At 72.0% G+C, this 19,960-nt stretch carries 16 protein-coding genes; 7 read left to right on the top strand and 9 right to left on the bottom strand.

Annotated features, from left to right (window positions below; all coding sequences use genetic code 11):
• Positions 1 to 10 precede the first annotated feature (10 nt).
• The 3 genes from AB0O28_RS06010 to AB0O28_RS06000 are packed head-to-tail and all read left to right on the top strand — an operon-like array spanning position 11 to position 1,930.
• Positions 11 to 406 (top strand): TraR/DksA C4-type zinc finger protein, encoded by a 396-nt coding sequence (locus tag AB0O28_RS06010; protein WP_363636771.1) that lies wholly within the window; start codon positions 11 to 13, stop codon positions 404 to 406.
• On the top strand, positions 370 to 1,008 hold the full coding sequence (gene lspA / locus AB0O28_RS06005) for a signal peptidase II (RefSeq protein ID WP_363636769.1): 639 nt from the start codon (positions 370 to 372) through the stop codon (positions 1,006 to 1,008). The genes AB0O28_RS06010 and lspA overlap by 37 nt, the downstream gene beginning before the upstream one ends.
• Entirely contained in the window at positions 1,001 to 1,930 is a 930-nt protein-coding gene (locus AB0O28_RS06000; protein WP_363636767.1) for an RluA family pseudouridine synthase, read from the top strand. The genes lspA and AB0O28_RS06000 overlap by 8 nt, the downstream gene beginning before the upstream one ends.
• 44 nt (positions 1,931 to 1,974) lie before the next feature.
• Here the strand turns inward: AB0O28_RS06000 and AB0O28_RS05995 are convergent, their stop codons facing one another.
• Both AB0O28_RS05995 and AB0O28_RS05990 read right to left on the bottom strand, forming a co-directional pair.
• Positions 1,975 to 3,600: a serine/threonine-protein kinase gene (locus tag AB0O28_RS05995; protein WP_363636765.1), complete on the bottom strand. Its 1,626-nt coding sequence runs from the start codon at positions 3,598 to 3,600 to the stop codon at positions 1,975 to 1,977.
• 93 nt (positions 3,601 to 3,693) lie between these two features.
• Complete coding sequence (locus AB0O28_RS05990; RefSeq protein WP_363636763.1) at positions 3,694 to 5,661, bottom strand: protein kinase; 1,968 nt, start codon at positions 5,659 to 5,661, stop codon at positions 3,694 to 3,696.
• 411 nt (positions 5,662 to 6,072) lie between these two features.
• Here AB0O28_RS05990 and AB0O28_RS05985 point away from each other — a divergent pair, with 411 nt between their 5' ends.
• Together AB0O28_RS05985 and AB0O28_RS05980 are read left to right on the top strand one after the other, a co-directional pair.
• Positions 6,073 to 8,904 carry a M14 family zinc carboxypeptidase gene (locus tag AB0O28_RS05985; RefSeq protein WP_363636761.1) on the top strand — a complete coding sequence of 944 codons (2,832 nt, stop codon included), beginning with the start codon at positions 6,073 to 6,075 and terminating at the stop codon, positions 8,902 to 8,904.
• Between the two features lie 65 nt (positions 8,905 to 8,969).
• The gene (locus AB0O28_RS05980; protein ID WP_363636759.1) at positions 8,970 to 10,400 is read left to right on the top strand and encodes a M1 family metallopeptidase; all 1,431 of its coding nucleotides are present in this window, start codon (positions 8,970 to 8,972) and stop codon (positions 10,398 to 10,400) included.
• Positions 10,401 to 10,454: 54 nt separating this feature from the next.
• Here the strand turns inward: AB0O28_RS05980 and AB0O28_RS05975 are convergent, their stop codons facing one another.
• The 7 genes from AB0O28_RS05975 to AB0O28_RS05945 all read right to left on the bottom strand — a co-directional run bounded on the left by AB0O28_RS05975 (position 10,455) and on the right by AB0O28_RS05945 (position 18,728).
• Positions 10,455 to 11,090, bottom strand: a complete 636-nt coding sequence (locus AB0O28_RS05975) for a response regulator transcription factor (RefSeq protein WP_363636757.1) — start codon at positions 11,088 to 11,090, stop codon at positions 10,455 to 10,457.
• A complete protein-coding gene (locus AB0O28_RS05970; protein WP_363636756.1) occupies positions 11,087 to 12,235 on the bottom strand; it encodes a sensor histidine kinase in 1,149 nt (382 codons plus the stop codon). Before AB0O28_RS05970 ends, AB0O28_RS05975 begins: the two co-directional genes overlap by 4 nt.
• Positions 12,236 to 12,425: 190 nt before the next feature.
• Positions 12,426 to 14,255, bottom strand: coding sequence for a cellulose binding domain-containing protein (locus AB0O28_RS05965; RefSeq protein WP_363636754.1), 1,830 nt, complete (start codon positions 14,253 to 14,255; stop codon positions 12,426 to 12,428).
• A gap of 275 nt (positions 14,256 to 14,530) precedes the next feature.
• Entirely contained in the window at positions 14,531 to 15,073 is a 543-nt protein-coding gene (locus tag AB0O28_RS05960; RefSeq protein WP_363636752.1) for a dihydrofolate reductase family protein, read from the bottom strand.
• A 58-nt stretch (positions 15,074 to 15,131) separates the two neighbouring features.
• The gene (locus AB0O28_RS05955; RefSeq protein ID WP_363636750.1) at positions 15,132 to 15,941 is read right to left on the bottom strand and encodes an AfsR/SARP family transcriptional regulator; all 810 of its coding nucleotides are present in this window, start codon (positions 15,939 to 15,941) and stop codon (positions 15,132 to 15,134) included.
• 370 nt (positions 15,942 to 16,311) lie between these two features.
• The gene (locus AB0O28_RS05950; protein WP_363636748.1) at positions 16,312 to 17,724 is read right to left on the bottom strand and encodes a PLP-dependent aminotransferase family protein; all 1,413 of its coding nucleotides are present in this window, start codon (positions 17,722 to 17,724) and stop codon (positions 16,312 to 16,314) included.
• Positions 17,725 to 18,008: 284 nt separating this feature from the next.
• Positions 18,009 to 18,728, bottom strand: coding sequence for a DUF2470 domain-containing protein (locus AB0O28_RS05945; protein WP_363636747.1), 720 nt, complete (start codon positions 18,726 to 18,728; stop codon positions 18,009 to 18,011).
• A gap of 67 nt (positions 18,729 to 18,795) precedes the next feature.
• Between AB0O28_RS05945 and rpsD the strand changes: the two genes are divergently transcribed.
• Together rpsD and AB0O28_RS05935 are read left to right on the top strand one after the other, a co-directional pair.
• Positions 18,796 to 19,410 (top strand): 30S ribosomal protein S4, encoded by a 615-nt coding sequence (gene rpsD / locus AB0O28_RS05940; RefSeq protein WP_363636745.1) that lies wholly within the window; start codon positions 18,796 to 18,798, stop codon positions 19,408 to 19,410.
• Between the two features lie 47 nt (positions 19,411 to 19,457).
• Positions 19,458 to 19,958 carry a hypothetical protein gene (locus AB0O28_RS05935; RefSeq protein WP_363636743.1) on the top strand — a complete coding sequence of 167 codons (501 nt, stop codon included), beginning with the start codon at positions 19,458 to 19,460 and terminating at the stop codon, positions 19,956 to 19,958.
• Positions 19,959 to 19,960 lie beyond the last annotated feature (2 nt).

Raw genomic sequence — 19,960 nt, 5'->3', positions numbered from 1 at the left:
GAGGCCCGCAATGACGACGCGCACGGCGAGAACCGCCATCAGTGACGACGTCTGGTCCGACGAGGAGCTCGCCGAGGTCCATGAGCGGCTGCGGCACGAGATCGAGGAGTTGCGCGCCGACATCGCCAGGGCGGAGGAACAGCTCGCGTCCGGGGACGTGAGCCAGGGCGCGGGGGATGATCCGGCTGATGCCGGGGCCAAGACGTATGAGCGTGAGCGCGAGATCGCCCTTACCCTGAATGCGCGCGACCTGCTCGCGCAGAACGAGCGGGCGATCGCCCGCGTCGAGGCGGGGACTTACGGAGAGTGCGAATCGTGCCACAAGCCGATCGGCAAGGATCGCCTGCGGGCCTTCCCGAGGGCGACGCTGTGCGTAGCGTGCAAGCAGCGGGAGGAGCGCCGCTGAGCGGTGGTGCGGCGAGGCCCGGCCGGGCGCGGCGGATCGCCCTTCTCGTCGTCGTGGCCGCGGTCGTCTACGCGCTCGACCAGGTCAGCAAGTACCTCGTCGTGGAGTTCCTGGAGCACGAGGAGCCCCTCACCGTCGTGCCAGGGGCACTGGTGCTGACCGTGATCCGCAACGCCGGCGCCGCCTTCAGCATCGGCACCGGCATGACGATCGTGTTCACCGTGATCGCGCTGGCCGTCGTCGTCGCGATCCTGCGTACGGCGCGGAAGTTGCACAGCCTGCCCTGGGCGATCACGCTCGGCCTGCTGCTCGGCGGCGCGGTCGGCAACCTGACCGACCGGATCTTCCGTTGGCCGGCCCCGTTCCAGGGGCACGTGGTCGACTTCATCCAGGTGTTCCCGGCCACCCGGTTCCCGGTGTTCAACCTCGCCGACTCGGCCATCGTGTGCGGCGGCGTGCTCGCCGTGCTCCTCGCCTGGCGCGGCTACCAGATCGACGGCACCCGCCAGACGGAACCGGGCGAGGACCGTGCGGAGGACCGGGCGCGCGACCGGGCGCAGGACCGGGCGCAGCAGCAGACAGAGGAGCGGGCCGATGGGTGACCAGCGCAGCCTGCCCGTGCCGGACGGCCTGGAGGGCGAGCGCCTCGACGCGGCCCTGGCCCGGTTGTTCGGCTTCTCCCGCACCCGCGCGGCCGAACTGATCGCCTCGGGGGACGTGCTCGTCGACGGCGCCGTGCCGGCCAAGTCCGACCGCGTCCACGCCGGGGCCTGGCTGGACGTCACGATCCCGCCGCCGCCCGCCGCGCCGATGCCCGTGGCCGAGCCCGTGCCCGGCATGACGATCCTGTACGAGGACGACGACGTCGTCGTGGTGAGCAAGCCGATCGGCGTGGCGGCGCACCCCACCGTCGGCTGGACCGGCCCCACCGTGATCGGCGGCCTGCTCGGCGGCGGCCACCGGGTGTCCACGAGCGGCGCGGCCGAGCGGCAGGGCATCGTCCACCGGCTCGACGCCAACACCACCGGCGTCATGGTCGTCGCCAAGAGCGAGCGGGCCTACTCCCATCTCAAGCGGGCGTTCAAGGAACGCACCGTCGACAAGCGCTACCACGCGCTCGTCCAGGGGCACATGGACCCGCTGCGGGGCACCGTGGACGCGCCGATCGACCGGCACCCGTCGGGCGACGGGCGCTTCGCGGTGGTGGCCGGGGGCAAGGACTCGGTCACGCACTACGACACGGTCGAGGCGTTCCGGGCGGCCTCGCTGCTCGACATCAAGCTGGAGACCGGCAGGACCCACCAGATCCGGGTGCACATGGCCGCGCTCAGGCACCCGTGCGTGGGAGACATGCTGTACGGCGCCGACCCCACCCTCGCCGCCCGCCTCGGGGTGAGCCGGCAGTGGCTGCACGCCGTCTCGCTGTCGTTCGAGCACCCCGCGACGGGGGAGTGGATGACCTTCACCAGCGACTACCCCCCGGACCTGGCCCGGGCACTGGAGATCCTCTCCGACGAGGGCTGACGCGGCGTCAGCGGCGGTGCGGAGTCTTCCGCGCCGTTCGCCGGTCAGGCGTCCCAGTCGTTCTCCGGCTGGGTGTAGCCGTCGGGGATGTCACCGATGCCCTCGTCCGTGGTGGCCTCCTGGCCCTCGCCTTTTCCCGGGCCCCCACCCTTGCCCTGGGACGGCGCGGCGCTTCCGCGGCCGTTCCCGGGCGTGGAGGGCTTCCCCTTGCCGGGTCCCTTGCCCGCCTGCTTCGCCGGGGGAGACCCCTTGGACTTGCCCTGGCCCTTGGACGTGCCCGCACCCTTGGAGGCGGCTCCGGTGTGCTTCTTCTCGGGCTTGTCCCGGCCGGATCCGCCGGGCGGTCTCCGACTGACCCCGTCCGCCGGCCCGCCGCGGTCGTCTGTGCGGTGCCCGCCGCCGGCGCCGCCGTACGCGCCGCTCCCGGTGTTCGTCACGGGCCGGGTGGTGGTGGTCTTCTCCGCCCCGCGGCTCTCGGTCCGCTTGCCGGCCTTGGCGGCCTCGGTGGTTTTCGCGGCCTCGGCGGTCTTGGTCGCGAAGACCGTCACCGTGGGGGTGCTCACCACGGCGGTCCCCCTCGGGTCGGCCGGGTGCCGGGCGGTGGCGAACGCGACGGCGCCGGCCGCCAGGCCGACGAACAGGACGAGAGCCCCGGAGCCCGCCGCCAGCGCCCAGGGCCTGCGGTGTCCGCCCGCCGGTACGGCGGCGGGCACCGGGGCCGGCGTCGGGGTCACCCCGGGCAGAGGAGTGGGCGCGGGCGTCGGCGCGGTGGTGTCGAACATCGGCATCAGCCGGGCGAGCCGGGGCGGTTGCCGCGGACGCGGCACCACCGGGCCGGTCACCTGACCGGACGCCACGGCGTGCAGGTGCTGCGCGGCGTAGTCCGCGGTCATCCTGAGGGCCGGGTCCTTGATCAGCAGGCCCTCGATGACCGGCGCCAGCGGGCCGGCGTGGTGCATCGGGCCGGCCTCCTCGTACATGACCGCGGCCAGCGTCGCGAGCGCGTGGCCCCGATGGAACGGCGAGCGGCCCTCGACGGCCATGAACAGCGTCACACCGAGCGACCACAGGTCCGACGCCCGCTGCGCCTGCCGTCCCGCCGCCCGCTCGGGGGCGATGAACGCGGGTGTGCCGATCAGCATGCCGGTGCGGGTGACCGGCGAGTCGTCCTCCATCGCGGCGATGCCGAAGTCCGTCAGCACGACCCGGCCGTCGTCGGCGAGCAGCACGTTGTCGGGTTTGACGTCCCGGTGCAGCACCCCGTTCGCGTGGGCGACGCGCAGCGCGGCCAGCACCTGCGACCCGATCTCCGCCACCCTGCGCGGCGGCAGGGGGCCCTCCTCGCGGATGACCGACCCCAGCGTCCGGGACGGGATCAGTTCGAGGACGATCCAGGGGTAGCCGTTCTCCTCGAAGGCGTCGTACACCGCCGCCACGCTCGGATGGCTCAACCGGCCCGCGGCCCTGGCCTCGCGGAAGGTCCTGATAGTGAAGACCTCCCGCTCCGGGCCGGTGAGCTCGGCCGACGCGAGCAGCTCCTTGACGGCGACCTCCCGTTCGAGCACCTGGTCGACGGCGCGCCACACGGTGCCCATGCCGCCCCGCCCCAGCGGCTCGATCAGGCGATAGCGTCCTGCCACGACACGTTCGGAGGTCTGCGCATCAGCCATGATTGTCGCGCTACCCCTCTTGAGCGAACGCATGCGACATCATTGCTCTTGAGGGGAGAAATCCCCCTCGACCTGCGGATCTTCACCGAATCGTTATTTCGGTCGGAAGGTGCGCGTGAAGGCGTTGAAGTAGGACAAACCGGAAGTCCATCGGGAGTCGGCGACCTGCCAGTAGATGGCGACGCAGCGGCCGTCGTCGAGCCGGAAGACGCGGTCGAGCACCCGCACCCTGCCGGCGTCGGTCCTGTGGGTGAACTCCCAGTCCGCGGAGGGCACGCCGAGGTACTCCCCGTTCGTGATGCCGATGCGCTCGTAGCCGCGCAGGTATCCCTGCTTGGTCGAGGCCGCCTCGACCGTGCGCACGGCGGTCACCGGATCCGTGGTGTCCCACGGCGTCAGGTCCACCTGCAGGTAGTCCCGTCCGCGCGGGTCGTGGAAGCGTACCCGGGTGTCCTCCCTGCCGTACGGGACCCAGCCGGCCGGCAGGGCGATCGAAAAGCCCAGCGGGTCGCGGTGCGTCTTCCATCCGGCGGGCGGCCTGGCCGCCGTCGGCGTCGGGGGTGCCGGGGACGGCTCCTGCGACGGCTCCTCCGGCGGTGTCCGCGACGGCGGCGCGGACGGCTCGCCGGACGCGTCCCCGGCGGTGCTCGGCCTGGTCGTGGCGCCGGTCGCCCCGGTGTCGGCCGGAGTGGGGCCGGCGGCGCCCGAGGTGTGACCGTAATCCGACGGGGTGAGATTCTCGGCGACGGTTCCGTCGCCGTTCAGCTTGGTGTAGCCGTACCAGCCGCCCGCGGCGAGGGCCACGAGCAGCAGCGGTAACAGGACGAACAGGGCCACCCTGGCGGAGCCGCGTCCCGCGCGCCGCGGGCCCGGCGCCGCGGGACCGGCCGGGCCGCCTGATCCGTGGGCATTCGGACCGTAGCCGTTCGGACCGAAGCCGTCCGGGCCGGGGTGGGCCCCGCCGCCGCCCGGATTCGTGGCGAAGCGTCCCGCGCCCACGGCGGCGCCCGGCCCGGTGATCCCGGGGCCCTCGGGGTGGCCGGTGACGTGGTCGTTCGGGTAGGCCCCGCCGCCCGGTCCGGTCGCCCCGGGATGAGCGGCGGCCCCCGGCCAGGGCTCGGAACCACCGGACCCGTGCGGCCCGCCGTACGACTGATACGCGCCGGACGGGGTCTGCGGCCACGGGCCGGCGGAAGGCCGCGGCGGCGCGCCGCTCCACGAGCCCGGTTCCGCGGCGGGGGAACCCGGACCGGCCGACAGGGCGGCGTTGAGCAGGGCGGCGGCCTCGGCCGCGCCCATACGCCGGGCCGGATCCTTGCGCAGCAGGCCCTCGAGCACCGGTGTCAGGGCGCCCGCCCGCTGAGGCGGGGCCGGCTCGTCGTGCAGGACGGCCGCCATCGTGGCCACGGGGGAGTTGCGGTCGAACGGCGTCCTGCCCTCGACCGCGGCGTACAGCGTCGCGCCGAGGGACCACAGGTCGGACTCGGGAATCGCGGGGTGGCCGTTCAGCCGCTCGGGCGGCATGAACGCGGGGGTGCCGACGATGCCCCCGGTCATGGTCAGTCCGCTCTCCTCCGGCATCGTCGCGATGCCGAAGTCCGTCAGCACCACCCGGGTCTCCCCGTTGAGCAGCACGTTCTCCGGCTTGACGTCCCGGTGGAGCACTCCCGCGGCGTGCGCGGTGCACAGCGCGTCGAGCACCTGCAGGCCGATCGCGGCGACTCTGCCGGGCGGGAGGGGGCCCTGCTCACGCAGCACCTGGCCAAGCGACCGCGACTGCACCAGTTGCATCACGATCCAGGGGCGGCCGTCCTCCTCGATCACGTCGTGGACGACGACGACGTTCGGGTGGTCGATGCGGCCCGCCGCGCGCGCCTCGCGGATGGTGCGCCGGTTGAAGGTCTCCCTGTCCTCTTCCGAGGTGGGATGGTAGAGCACCTCTTTCACGGCCACCGTACGGTCGAGCAGGTCGTCGTGGGCACGCCAGACGACGCCCATGCCTCCGCGGCCGATCGGTTCGAGCAGGTGATACCTGCCCGCCACCCGACGCTCCTCGTCCACCCTGCCCTCCTCTAAACCCCCTGAATGGTCCCACAGCCCGGCGCGCGGCCGTCCGTTTTCGATCAGGACGCGATCCGCTCGGAGACGGCCTGCCGGCTGATGCCCAGCCCGGCCGCGGCCTCGAGGAGCGCCCGTCCTCGGCGACGGCGACGAACGCTCCGATCGCACCGAGATCGACAGCGGGCGAACCCGATGCCCAGTCGTTATCGGACGTTATAAAAGGACGATTCGGTCAGGCGATTCCACATTGACATGCGGAAACGCCATTGCTCACAGTTTCCATCCGGGTGTGGTTATATTTCGCGGCGCCTTGTCCGGTTTATTCCCTTCTAATACTGTCCGCAGTGACTTTGTCGTTTCCCGGACGGGTGCTCCCCCGAGACATCCCCCGTCCCCCCGCCTGGAGGCGAGATGCGGTTACGCACGACGTTGTGCGGAAGATCCCCCTACGGCATGGCGCTCGGCGTCGCGGTCCTGGTGTCGGCCGCGCTCACGCTGACGCCCGCGTCCCCCGCGCAGGCCGACCCGGCCGACGCGCGTAAAGCGCCCGATCGATGCAGCACCGACCCGGACGCTCACCTGGGCAAGGTCCCGGCTCCCGAGCAGTTCTTCGGCTTCCCGCTGGGCAAGGGCCAGCCCCGGGTGCTCACGACCGAAGAGATCAAGAAGTACGTGGAAGCCGTGGGAGGCGCCTCGGACCGCGTGGTCACGGGCACCGTGGCGCACAGCGTGACCGGCCAGGACCTGCCGTACGCCATCGTGTCGAATTCCCGCAACATGGTCCCGGGGCAGCTCAAGAAGATCGCGGACCAGATCCGTTCGCTGCGCGACCCGAGGTCGTTGCGGGCGGACAAGGCGGCGCGCATCGCCGACGATTCGCCGGCCATCGTCTGGATCGCCGGCAACGTGCACGGCGGCGAGAAGAGCGGCGCCGACGCCGCGCTCAAGACCCTGTACGAGCTGGCCGGCGGCCTGTCCTGCGACGTCGCCAAGCGCAACGACAACCTGGTCACGGTCATCATGCCGACCCAGAACCCGGACGGCCGCGATGCGAGCCGCAGGACGAACGAGTACGGCTTCGACCTCAACCGGGACTGGTTCGCCCGCACCCAGCCGGAGACCGACGGCAAGATCGAGATGCTGCGTCAGTATCCGCCGCAGGTCTTCGTCGACGCGCACGAGATGGGCGGGCGGCAGTACTTCTTCCCGCCCAACGCCGACCCGATCCACCATGAGATCGCCGACCAGCCGGTGAACTGGATCAACCGAATCGGCGCGGCGAACGCGGTGGGCTTCGGCTACAACGGCGCCTGCGGCGGCGCGGTCACCACCGAGTGCTACTTCAACTACGCGACGTACGACCTGTTCTACATGGGCTACGGCGACAGCGTCCCGGCCGCGGGCTTCGGCGCCGCCGGGATGACGTTCGAGAAGGGCAGCTCGTCGGCGGTCGAGGACCGGGTGCAGCAGCAGTTCAACACCCAGTGGGCGACGACGGGCTGGGCCGCCGACAACCGGCGCGAGGTCCTGAACGGCTACTACTCGATCTGGCGGACCGCGCTCGCCGAGGGGGCCGCCGGGGTGCTGGAGCCGAACGAGGTCGTCCAGCCGACCAACACCGTCCGGTTCCCGGTGCCCGACATCGCGATCCGGTCGTACTTCCTGTTGCCCGACCGCCAGCTCGGCGACGTGCGCCGGCTGGTCGAGCGGCTGCGCCGCATGGACGTCGAGGTCTACCGGGTGAGCAAGCCCGTGAAGGTGCCCTCCGCGCGGGTCTTCGGCGGCCGGACGGCCAGTGACGTGACCGTCCCCGAGGGGGCCTACTGGATCCCCATGGACCAGCCGCAGAAGCACTGGATCCAGGCGGTCATGGGGGAGGACCCCTACGTCCCGTTCCCCTACTTCTACGACGTCTCCTCCTGGAGCAACCCGCTGCTCGCGGGCGTGGACGTCATCTCCACCGGCGACGCGCTGTCGCCGAAGGCCGCCCTCGTGAAGGACGTCGACGGCGGCGTGGCCTCCGCCGCGCCCAAGGGCGGGTCGTACTCCTACCCGATGGACTCGGCCGCCGCCTCCGAGCTGACCTTCCGGCTGCTCGGCGCGGGCGTGCCGCTCACGCGTGACGACCGGACCGGGGTCGTCGGCCTGCCCGCGACGGCGATGAACCGCGGCGAGCTGGACAAGCTGGCCCGCTCGCTCGGCGTGACGGTCGAGGGCGCAGCCGCCCCGGCCTCCGGCGCCGCGCTGCGCGCCCCCGATGTCGGCCTGTTCGCCGGCACCGGCGTCTCCACCACCTCCGGCTCGTACGGCGAGGCCCGCTACGTGCTCGGCGACCGCTGGGGCCTTCGGCTCACGCCGGTGACCACGGCCGACGTCAACGGCAACACCCCGGCCTTCACCGGGCGGACCGTCCTGCTCGTCCCGGACGGCAGCAGCGCGAACGGCGGGCTGACCGCGCAGGGCCTGGCCAACCTCAGGCAGTGGGTGGCCGCCGGCGGCACGTACGTCGGGCTGCGCAACGAGGGCACCCGGGTCGCCAGGTCCGCGGGCCTGACCTCGACGACCGAGAAGGCCAAGCCGACCGGCTATCAGGTCATCGGCTCGCACTTCCGGGTGGACGTGACCCAGGGCAGCCCGGTGTCGCTCGGCCGCCCGGCGGAGGACTTCCAGTTCAACAACGGCGACCCGATCCTCAACCCCAGCCAGACCGGGGTGAACGTGCTCACCTACCCCTCGGATGACACGTTCTGGTCCAACGGCTATACGGTGGGCGCCGAGGCGCTCAAGGGCACCGCCTCTCTCGTCGACGAGCCGACCGGGGCGGGACACGCCGTGCTGTTCGCGTACAACCCGCTGTTCAGGGCGTACAACGAGAACGGCATCCACCTCCTCGCCAACGCGCTGCTCTACCCGGCGGGCACGCCGCAGGCGAAGCAGCGCATCGCTTCGGCACAGCCGGAGACGGAGTCCCTGCGCAGCGCCGCGGCGACGGCGCAGGAGCCGCCGAACCTCGGCGGGGAGTGGCGGCCGATCGTCATCCAGGTGGCCGACGCCGACCTGGCGCGGACGCGGGCCGTGGTCGAGCGCTACACGGACACGGCGCTGACCGCGTCCGCGGACGGCTCGTCCTACATCACGATCCCGAACCCCGACGGACTGTCCGCCGACGAGCACCCGTTCGTTCGCGACCTGGTCCGCGACCTCGGCGCGGCGGGCATCCCGCTCCGCTCCGTCGTCGCCTGATCCCACACGGGAAACCGGGCCGAGCGGCCGGCTCCCCGGCCGCTCGGCCCCATGAAAGGACTTCCATGTCATCGTCCCGTTCGCGCCGGGCGGCGCGGATCGGCGGCGCCGCCCTCGCGGCCGCGCTGCTCACCGCGACCCAGGCGACCACCGCTCTCGCGGCTCCCGGCAACCCCGGGGAGCCGCGCTACTCCGCCGGCGCCCCCTCGCTCGGCGACCCGTACTTCCCCGACCAGGGCAACGGCGGCTACGACGTGCGGCACTACGACGTCAGGTTCTCCTACGACCCCGCCACCAAGGTCATGGACGCCACGACGGTGATCACCGCGGTCGCCACCCAGGACCTGGACCGGTTCAACCTGGACTTCCGCGGCCCGCGGATCACGTCGCTGAAGGTCGGCAAGCACCCGGCCGGCTTCACCCGCGACGGTCAGGAGCTCGTCGTCACCCCGCGGCCGAAGCTCAAGACCGGCGAGGTCTTCACGGTCACGGTGACGTACGCGGGGACGCCGCCGGTCGTCACCGACCCCGACGGCTCGATCGAGGGCTGGGTGCCGACCGACGACGGCGTGTTCGTGCCGGGCGAGCCGCAGGGCGCGCCCGCGTGGCTGCCGTCGAACGACAGCCCGGCCGACAAGGCGACGTTCACCTTCCGGGCGACGGTCCCCGAGGGCGTCACGGTGGTCGGCAACGGCCGCCTGGTCTCCAAGACGACCGCGAACGGCGAGACGACGTTCGTCTGGGACTCGGCCGAGCCGATGGCGACCTACCTCGCCACTGTGACCCTGGGGAACTTCGTCGTCAACGAGACGACCACGCCCGGCGGCATCCCGGTCTACACGGCGGTGGACCCGCGCCTGGTGACCCAGTCGGCCGCGGCCGTCGCGCGGATCCCCGACATCCTGGGCTACTTCTCCTCGATCTTCGGGCCGTACCCCTTCGACCAGGCGGGCGCCATCATCGACCGCGCGCCGGACGTCGGCTACGCGCTGGAGAGCCAGACCAAGCCGATCTTCTCCAGCGCGCCGAGCGTCGGCACGATGGCGCACGAGCTCGCGCACCAGTGGTACGGCGACAGCGTGAGCGTCGGCAAGTGGTCCGACATCTGGCTGAACGAGGGCTTCGCGACATACGCGACCTGGCTGTGGACCGAGCACACCGGAGGCGCCACCGCGCAGCAGACGTTCAACAGCGCCGGCAACTACGGCCGGGCGGCGACCTCGTCGTTCTGGCAGGTCGTCACGGCCGACCCCGGGCCCGAGGACATGTTCGGCAACGTGCCGTACAACCGCGGCGCGATGACGCTGCACGCGCTGCGCGGCAAGATCGGCGACTCCGCCTTCTTCTCGCTGATCAAGGACTGGGCGGCGCGGCACCGGTACGGCAACACGAGCACCGCCGACTTCATCCGCGCGGCGGAGAAGGTCTCGGGCGTGGACCTCAAGGCGTTCTTCGACGTGTGGCTCTACCAGAAGGGCAAGCCCGCCTCCTGGTGATCCCGCGCCGGCGGCTCCCCGGCAGGGGAGCCGCCGGTGGTCCGGGCGGCGGGGTCATGCCCGCAGATGCAGGGCGAGCTGGATGCGGTCGCGCAGGCCCAGCTTGCGCAGCACGCTGGACACGTGGTTCTTGACCGTGCCCTCGGTGATGAGCAGGTGCGCCGCGATCTCCCTGTTGGCGGCTCCGGCGGCGACCATCCGCGCCACCTCCACCTCGCGAGCCGACAGCAACTCCTGCCCGCGGAAGGCGACCGGGCTCACCGGCAGGTGCCGCAGCTCGGCGACCAGGCGGGCCGCCACCGGGCTGCCCAGCACGGTCTCTCCGCGGCTCACCCGGTGCACGGCCGTGACCAGGTCCTCCGGCGAGCAGTCCTTCAGCAGGTAACCGGTCGCGCCGCCGCGCAGCGCGCCGAAGATGAACTCGTCCTCGTCGAACGTGCTGAGCACGACGACCGCCACCTCCGGGTGCTCGGCGGCCAGGCGGACGATCAGCTCCACGCCGTTCATGCCCGGCATCCGCATGTCCACGAGCGCCACGTCGGGGCGGCACTCGCCGATGACCCGCAGCGCCTCGTGCCCGTCGGCCGCCTCTCCGACGACCTCGACGCCGTCCTCGACCTCCAGCAGCTTGCGCAGCCCCTGGCGCAGCAGCGCCTGGTCGTCCACCAGGACGACCCTGACCCGCGTCATGCCCGCACCCCCGGCGACGGCAGCTCGGCGCGCAGTTCGAATCCGCCGCCCGGCCTGTTGCCACCGGCCAGCGTGCCGCCGAGCGCCCTGGCCCGATCCGCCAGCGACGTCAGCCCGAAGCCGCCGCGCGCCCGGGCGTCCCTGCCCGTTCCGTCGTCGCTGACCACGAGCGCCACCCTGTCGTCGCCGAACGTGAGCGTGCCGTGCACATGCTGCGCCTTCGCGTGCCGTAGCGCGTTCGTGAGCCCCTCCTGCAGCACCCGGTAGAGGACGAGCTCGGTGTCGGCCTCCAGATTCCGCTCCTCGCCCCGCACCTCGAAGCTCACGCTGATGCCGGTGCCGTCGAACGACGCCGCGAGCCGTTCGAGCGCGGCGCTGCCGACGCGGCCGTCCAGCGCGAGCGGCCGCAGCGCGCGCACCCAGCGCCGCGCGTCGGTCAGCGCCTCCACGGTGAGTTCCTTGGCCTGGCGGACCTCCGCCCAGGCGGCCTCGGGACGGCGCTCGCGGAAGCGCTCGGCGTTTTCCAGGCCCATCTTGATGACGGTCAGGTGGTGGCCGACCGAGTCGTGCATGTCGGCCGCCATCCGGGCCCGCTCCTCGGCGACGGCCAGCTCCCTGATCCGTTCCAGCAGCCCCTGGGCCTCCTCACGTCTGCGCCGCGCCTCCAGCGTGGACGCCGCCATGCCCAGGACGAACGCGGAGAACACCGCCATGGCGGCGGCCTGGACGACGCCGTCGGCGATCGTCGACCCGAGGAGCGGGGGGACGAACAGGGACCCGGCCACGACGCAGGACAGGATGGCGGTCGCGAGGCGCATGCCGTACAGGAAGGCGAGGTCGGCCACCGCGATGAGAATCAGGGGCAGGTGGGTCTGCCACGACCCGGTGAACCCCAGCATGATCGCCGCCGCCAGGAACAGCGGGGCCAGCCAGTGACGGCCCCGCGCCCGATTCCAGGGGAGCACCGGCCAGAGCATCGCGAGCAGCAGGAGATTGCCGCCGAAGAGCACGTAGTCCAGCGGGGTGCCGGTGCCGGTCACGACCCCCTGCGCGAAGCCGAAGGCGAGGATGGCCATCATCGCCCAGAACACGATGTTGAACAGGAACGGCCGGTCGGCGTCGCGAAGCCAGTCGAAACGCGCCATGGTCTCGACCCTAGAGCGATTCGGATCGGACGCAATCGCCCGATGGAACCATGACCGCGGTCATGCCCGCGTCCATCCGCCGGTGGCGCTGCCGCGGGTCGGCGCCCGTTCCGGTGCCCGGCGACACGGCCTGGGAGCGGCGGGGGCCGCGCCCGCCCGGCGACGAGCGCACGGGCGGGCGCGGCGGGCGTCAGCCGGCGGTGCAGGCGACGGGCGACGGCACGTCACCGGCGCCGTCGGCGGTGAAGCCGAACGACGCGGACGCACCGGCCGCGAGGGCGCCGTTGTAACTCACGTTCTTCGCGGTGACGGCGGCGCCCGACTGGGAGACCGAGGCGTTCCACGAGGAGCCGATCGTCTGGCCGTTGCGGAACGACCAGCCCACGGTCCAGCCGGAGATCGCGGTGGTGCGGGTGTTGGTGACCGTCACCTCGGCCTGGAAGCCGCCGGGCCAGGAGTTGACCACCTTGTACGCCGCGGAGCACCCCTGGCCCGCGCCGGGCGAGAGCGACGGCGACGGGGACGGGGACGGCGTACGTGAGGGCGAGGCGGACGGGGACGGGGACGGCGACTGCGTGCCGCCGCCGGCCGCCTTCAGCACGGTGACCGAGTACGGCGGAAGCGTGATCGAGGTGGCCGACGACGCGCTGCTCGTGCTGATCGAGGTGGCGCCCTTGCGCCACTGCACGACGGTGGCCGCGCCGCCGGGGGAGAAGCCGGAGTAGGACAGCGAGACCGTCGTGGAGTTGTTCAGATCCTTGTTGATCAGTACGACGTTGACGCCGCCGGAGGTCCGCACCGCGTGCGCGGCGAGCAGGGAGCTGGACGAGGAGGTCTTGACCAGGGTGTCACCCGGCGAACCGGCCCTGCCGACCATGGCCAGGCCGTAGTACGGCGGCAGGGGCGTGTTCACGGGGGGCTCCCCGGAGCTGCCCGAGGACAGGATGCCGAAGTCGTTGTAGTCGGCGGTCCCGTCGTCGTTGGTCTTCGGGCTGCTGCTGGTGCCGTTGTGGAGGCTCCACCAGTCGACGTTCATCACCCCGTTCTCGAACCAGGTGAGGTAGCTGTCCGCGGCGCCCAGGGCCGTCGTCGCGCTGTTGAGCTGATAGTTGAGGTTCGCCTCGGTGACCGCGATGCCGATGCCCGACGCCCCGCTCCCGGCGTACTTCGTGAGCAGCGAGCGGATCGTGCTCACCATCGGGGCGATCTGCGAGACCTTCGTCAGGCTGTCGGCCGCCGACGTGGCGCCCGGGTACCAGTGGACGATGACGAAGTCGGCCTTGTCCTTCACGATCGACATGACCGTGTTGTTCCAGTCCGCGGTGTCACCGGAGCCGACGACGCCGTCCGGCCAGCCGCCGGGGGTGGTGAGCACGACGCCCACCTTGATCGAGGAGTCCACGGCCTTCATCGCCGATATGTACTGCAGGACGTTGTTCGCGTACGCCTTCGGGCTCTTGTCGGAGTGGTTGTCCTGCTCCCAGCCCGAGCCGTAGTGGCCGTTGCCGTAGACCTCGTTGCCGATCTCCCAGTATTTGACGCCGTAGCCCTTGGTGACGTTGGCGTAGCGCACCCAGTCGGCGGCCTCCTGCGCGGTGCCCGTGCCGTAGTTGGCGATGACGACGGGCTGCGCGCCGGCCGAGCGCACCGTGCTCACATAGGTGTCGAAGTCGGTGCCCGGGGCCACGTAGCCACCCTCGGTGGTGTGCGTCTTCCAGTGGTAGATGTCGCCGTACGACCCGCCGGGGTAGCGGACGGCGGTGAAGCCCGCGTCCCGCAGCAGGCCCGAGATGGGAGAGCTGTTCATGTTCCCGTCGTAGACGGCGACGTTGACGCCGTGGCCGGCGGCCGGGATCGTGCCGAGGCTCGTGCCGGTGTTCACCGACACGGTGGCGGAGGTCGCGGCCGAGGCGGGCGCGGTGACGGCCGTCGCCGCCACCAGGGCCGACGCGGCGGCGAGCGCCGCCGACGTCAGCAGGGCCAGGCCGGCGCGCCGCCGGCGGGTGAGCGAGCCGTGCATGGGGGAGCTCCTTCGAGCGGTCGCGCTGTCGCCCTCTCCGAGGGCGAACGTCGAGGGCATCCTTTTGCCTGCCCTGCCGGATGGTCAACGCGAAGGTGGCCCGCAAGCCCCTGACCTGGTGCTGATTTCGTTTGGACGTGCAACTTTCATCGGTGGAAGGAGGCCGCCCGGGCCGTCGGCGGACGGGGCGGCCCAGCGTGCTCATCCACCCCGCTCCGGCCCGCCGGCTGCACGCATTCCTGCGCCGGCGCCTCGGCTGCGCGTAAGTTCCGCGCCTACTTCCGCACGCGGAAGCGGAGCGTCGTGACGGCGCCCGACTGGGTGTTGCCGAAAGGTTCCAGGTCGATCCTGCCCAGGCTCGGGGGCGAGAAGCGGACGCCGTCGCCGAGGAGCACGGGGAGGACATACACCAGGATCTCGTCGACGAGCCCGCGCTGCAGGCACTGGGCGGCCAGGTCGGCACCGAGGATCTCCAGGTTCTTGTCGCCCGCGGCGCTGCGTGCCGTGGCGACGGCTTCCTCGAGTTCACAGGTGAGGAACGTGACGGCAGGGTCCGGCTCGTCCGGAGGCCTGTGGGTGAGGACGAACTGTGCTCCCCCGTCGTAGGCGGTGCCCTCGGCGGACATGCGCTTGGCGACCTCGTAGGTGCCCCGGCCGATGAGCATGGCGCCCGTGGCCGCCATCACCTCCGGGATTGCGTCCGGAGTCAGGTGCTCGGCGACCCAGCCCATCGCGTGGCCACGACCGGCGATGAAGCCGTCCAGTGACATCGCCCTGTTCACGACCACCTTGCCGGTGCCGGTGCTCACATCACTCATGCGTTTTCTCCAGAGATCTTCAAGCCCGAGACCTGGATCATAGTTCGGCCGGTGGTGGTCACCGCACCAGCCGGAGGGCGGCCTCCGGCCGGGGGACGACGGCGCCCCGGACGGCGTCGTCGTCCCGGCGGAGCACGGCGAGGTGGAGTTCGTGCAGCTCGGCCGACGGGTCGAGGCCGAGCTGGTCGCCGAGCACCGTCGTGGCGCGTCCCCAGGCCGAGATCGCCCCGGCCACATCTCCGCCCAGATAGTACGCGCGCATCAGGTGCGCCCAGGAGGTCTCCCGGAAGGGAGCGTCGGCCAGCACCTCCAGGATCTCGGGAATGAGGTCGGTCGTGCGGCCCAAGCCCAGGCGGGCCTCCACCAGCCGCTCCCGCACCGTCAGATGCAGCTCGCCGAAGGCCGTGAACCGGGCCCGCAACAGCTCCGAGGCGGTGCAGTCCTGCCCGATCGGCCCCTGCCACAGATCCAGGGCCCGAGTGAGCGTTTCCTCCGCCGCGCAGGGCTGCCGGGCGCGCAGCCGGGCGAAGCCCTCGGTGGCGAGCCGCCTGAACATGACCGCGTCCACCTCCTCCGCCATGGCCGGCAGCCGGTAGCCGCCCTCGCCGCCGCCTCCCCGCAGGGTGATCAGGCGGTCGCGCAGCCCCAGGGCGGCCAGCTGGCCGCGCAGCCGGGCGACGTGCAGTCTCAGGTTCTTACGGGCAGAGCCGGGAGGGTCCTCCCACAGGTATCTCATCAGTTGCTCCACCGGCACCGACCGTCCCTCTTCGAGCAGGAGCGCGGCGAGCAGTCCCCTCACCGGGGCGGATCCGACGGTCAGGGGTGCGTCGTCGCCGACCTGAACACGTCCCAGCAGGCGGAAGAGCATGTTGTGACCTTTCTCTGGCACTCGGATACGGCGGCCTCGCGCGAAGGCCGGTTCACCGGCGGGCGGGGCGGGGAGTTCGTGCCCGGCCGTCCACGCACCGGCCCTGCGGTGTACCGGACGCCGCGACGGGGGCCGGAAGGAGCGGGGAGGCCGGGCGGCGGCGCCCGCTTCCGGTCGCGGCTTATCGAGGGGCGTCGGTGTCGACGCCGGCGGGGGTTCGCCTTCTCACGCGCCCATGGCGACGCGTCGCTCCCAGAGCGTCCACGTTGACGGGCCTGGCCGGCTGCTTCTCATCCTGCCGGTGCACGGGACGGACGAGGATAGCCAGTTGGCGGGCATTCGCGGTCGTTAGTGGACAGGCGCCCGCGCGTCAGCAGGGACAGGGGACCGCGCGATCCAGGCAGCGAGTGATCTTCTCCAGCGTGCGGGACAGCACCGTTTCGGCCAGGTGATTGTGGCTGACGAGGAAACCGTTCCGGGGACGTACCAGGCCGCTCCACTCGTATCGCGCGGTGGTCGGCGTCACGACGCCCTCCCGTTCGAACGCACGCACGACCCGGTCGACGGGTGCTTCGGGGCGCAGCTCGACGTGGACGTGCGAGCCGGACCGGGTGCCGCCCAGCCGCTCCACGGCCGGGTGACCGGCGAGGGACTCCACCACGAGTTGGCGCCTGGCCTGGTACGCGTTGCGCAGCCGGTCGACGCGGGCGCGGGTCTCGGCCGAGCCGAGCATCTCGGCCACGGCGCGCTGCGCCACCGCCACGGTGCCCGACTGCCGCAGTGACAGGTGCTCGGCCAGCTGCCGCAGCCGGCGCCCGCGCGCGAGGATGTACCCGGTGCACACCACGTCCGGGAGCACCCGGCACAGACAGCCCACGTAGACGACCTCGTCGGTGCGGCCGCGGCTCAGGTCCCACAGCGACTGCGGCCGGATCGTCTCGGTGAAGTCGTGGTCCCGGTCGTCCTCCACGATCAGCGCGCCGCGCGCGACCGCCAGCTCGATCAGCGCGCGCCGCCGCGCCAGGGACAGCTCCACCCCCAGCGGCATCTGGTGGGAGGGGCGCACCACGACCGCCCCCACGGTGGGGGGCACGGCCTCCACCAGGGCTCCGTCCGCGTCCACGGGCACGGGCACGGGAGCGACGTCGCGCTGGCGCAGCAGCCGGATCACCGTGGGCAGGCAGGGGTCCTCGACCGCCGCGAGGGTGCCCGGCTGTATCGCGACCGCCGCCACCAGGTCCAGCGACTGGCGGGCCCCGGTGGTGATCAGCACGTTCTCCGGATCGGCGTCCAGGCCGCGTGTCGCCCGCAGGTGCGCGGCCACCGCACGGCGCAGCACCGCCTCGCCGGGCCCCTCCACCAGGTCCGGGATCCGGTGCGCGGCCCGGCGCCACGCGGCCCGCCACACCGGCACCGGAAAGTCCTCTCCGGACGGCTGGTCGGGGGACAGATCGACGAGGGCCCGGCGGACCGGTTCCGCGGGCGGCCTTTCCCGGTAGGGCTCCCCGGCGGCCTTCTCCGCCCGCTTGACGTAGGTCCCCGACCTCCGCCTGCTCTCGATCAGGTCCTCTGCTTCCAGGACGCGGTAGGCCTCCTGCACCACCGGCCGGGACACCTCCAGCAGCTCGGCGAGGGTCCGGCTGGACGGCAGGCGCGTGTCCGGCGGCAGGCGGCCGTCCTGCACGGCCTGCCGCAGCTGCCTGGCCAGTTGCGCCGCCATCGACTCGGCAGAACCACGTGCCAGCTCGACATAGATCGACAGAGTCGTCGACGTCCGCATCATGCCCCTTCGGCTCTCCACAAACTACGGGTCTCGCACGGGTGACGCCGCGGCCGGCGGGGCGGGAGGTCCGCTGGGTTGCGCCGGCCTCTGGACTGCGCCGGCTTCGCGGAACGGCCACTCCACCGTCGCGGCTCCCGAAACAGGCAATCTCAGCCGACTTTCAGTTCGCTTACAAAAGCGTTGCAAAGAGCGGGAGACCTTGAGCGCGCCGCATCGGGATGTCCGCAGGTGTGCCGAACGCGGCCCGCGCGGGCGCGGCCTGCCGTTTGCGGGGAGGCCGCCGCTCAGGAGGGCTGCATGAGGCAGGTCAGAGCACGTTCGAGCGCCGCGGGCGTCGCGACGGGCGACGGCCAGGAGACCCTGACCAAATGGCCGGGGCCCGGCCGCAACGTGGCGCCGTAGCGGTCCAGCTCCCAGAGCCACACCTCCTGGGCAGGTTCCCCCGTCAGCCTCTCCGCCGTCTCCCTCAACTGCTGCAAGTGGGACTCGTTGACGTGGCGCACCATGCGTTCGGCCAGGGGAAGCAACGGGTCGGGAGCCGAGGCGAGGTAACTCTCGGCGTCGAGGATGCCCGACTCCTGTCCGGTCAGGTAAATCACGTGGCAGACGTCGACCCGCAGCAGCGCGGGACCGCAGCCCTCGACGGCCGCGAACAGGCCCTCGTCGGGGCACGCCTCCGCGATGGCGACGGCGGCGGCGCGCGTCTCCGCCGCGGGCACGGGCTGCGTCCACCCTCGCACCTTCAGCAGGGCACGGGGCCTCTCGACCCCGCCGACCTCCCTGCTCGCCGTGAGGTCGACGGTCACCAGGGTCTCCGTGGGCGCGGCGTACAGGGTCTCGCCCGGCTTCACCAGCAGGACCGGCCGCCCTCTGTCGTCCACGCCGCCGCGGGCGGTGGCCGCGGGTACGTCGGACCCGGCGACGGAGACGTGTGTGGGCGCCGCCAGGGCCGCGAGCGTGCGTACGCGTTCGGGGGCGGGAGCGGCGGTGACCGGGTGGCGCATGGGAGCTCCTTGATTGAGTAGGTTAGGCTTACCTTAGTAAGGGTTACCTAACTTGAGAAGAGGGGTCATGCGATACACGGGACCGAAGGTGCGGCTGTCGCGGCGGGCGGGCGTTCCGCTCACCCGTAAGGCGGTGAAGTACTTCGAGGCCCGGCCCTACCCGCCGGGGGAGCACGGCCGTAAGACCAGCCGGCGCAACACCGGCGACTACGGCATGCGGCTGCTGGAGAAGCAGAAGCTCCGCTGGTACTACGACGTGTCGGAACGTCAGCTCCGCCGCTACTGGGACCTCGCCGTCCGCCGCCCCGGCCGGTCGGGGGAGGAACTGGTGGCGCTGCTGGAGACCCGGCTCGCCTCGCTCGTCCTGCGGGCCGGTCTGGCGCCGTCGATCTACGCCGCCCGGCAGTACGTGAACCACGGGCACATCACCGTTGACGGCCGCAAGGTGGACATCCCGAGCTACCAGGTCAAGCCGGGCCAGTCGGTGGGCGTACGGGACCGGTCGGCCGGGAGGCAGCCGTTCGTGGCCGCCGCCGAGGGCACGTACGCGGACGATCGGACGGCCCCTTACCTCGGCGTCGACCACCGGGGGCTGAACTTCACCCTGCTGCGGCGCCCCGCGCGCGAGGAAATCGTGGTCCCGGTGGACGAGCAGCTCGTGGTCGAGTACTACTCCCGCTGACGCCCCGGCCTCTCCCTCGTTTCCGACATTGGCTGGAACTTCAAATCGTGCGGCGGCAGTTGGAGACGGCGGCCCTGCTGACCGCCCGAGCGAAGGCGTTGAGCCTGCTGGGCAGGCACGACGAGGCGCGCGGTACCGTGCGCGCCCTTGTCGCCCACGCGGCCGGCGGCGTCGAATGTGACACGTTCGGCTTCTGGAAGCCCGACCAGATCCACTTCGCGCAGAGCTGGGTGTTCGCCGGGGCCGGCGACGAGGCGGCGGCGGATCGCGCCAGGGAGCAGGTGCTCGACGCCATCCGCGATTACCGGTACGACGCTGATGTCCGGCTGCACGAGGCGCTTTGCACCGTCTCCAAGGGAGGAGCGGATGTGGGCATGCGCCAGGCCGCCACCGTGATCACCACTCTTCCGGCCGCTTATCGCAGCCACCACATCGTGCAGACCGGACACCTGGTGCTGCGGGCCATACCGGTGGACCAGCGAGGCCGCAGGACTGTCGGCGAGTTGCGCGAACTCCTCGCGGTAGGCACCGGAGTCGTTACGGCCTGATC

The sequence above is a fragment of the Microbispora sp. NPDC088329 genome (genome assembly GCF_040685655.1).
Classification (GTDB): Bacteria; Actinomycetota; Actinomycetes; order Streptosporangiales; family Streptosporangiaceae; genus Microbispora.
Note: the sequence above shows the minus strand (reverse complement) of the source record. Positions and strands in the feature narration are given on the sequence as shown.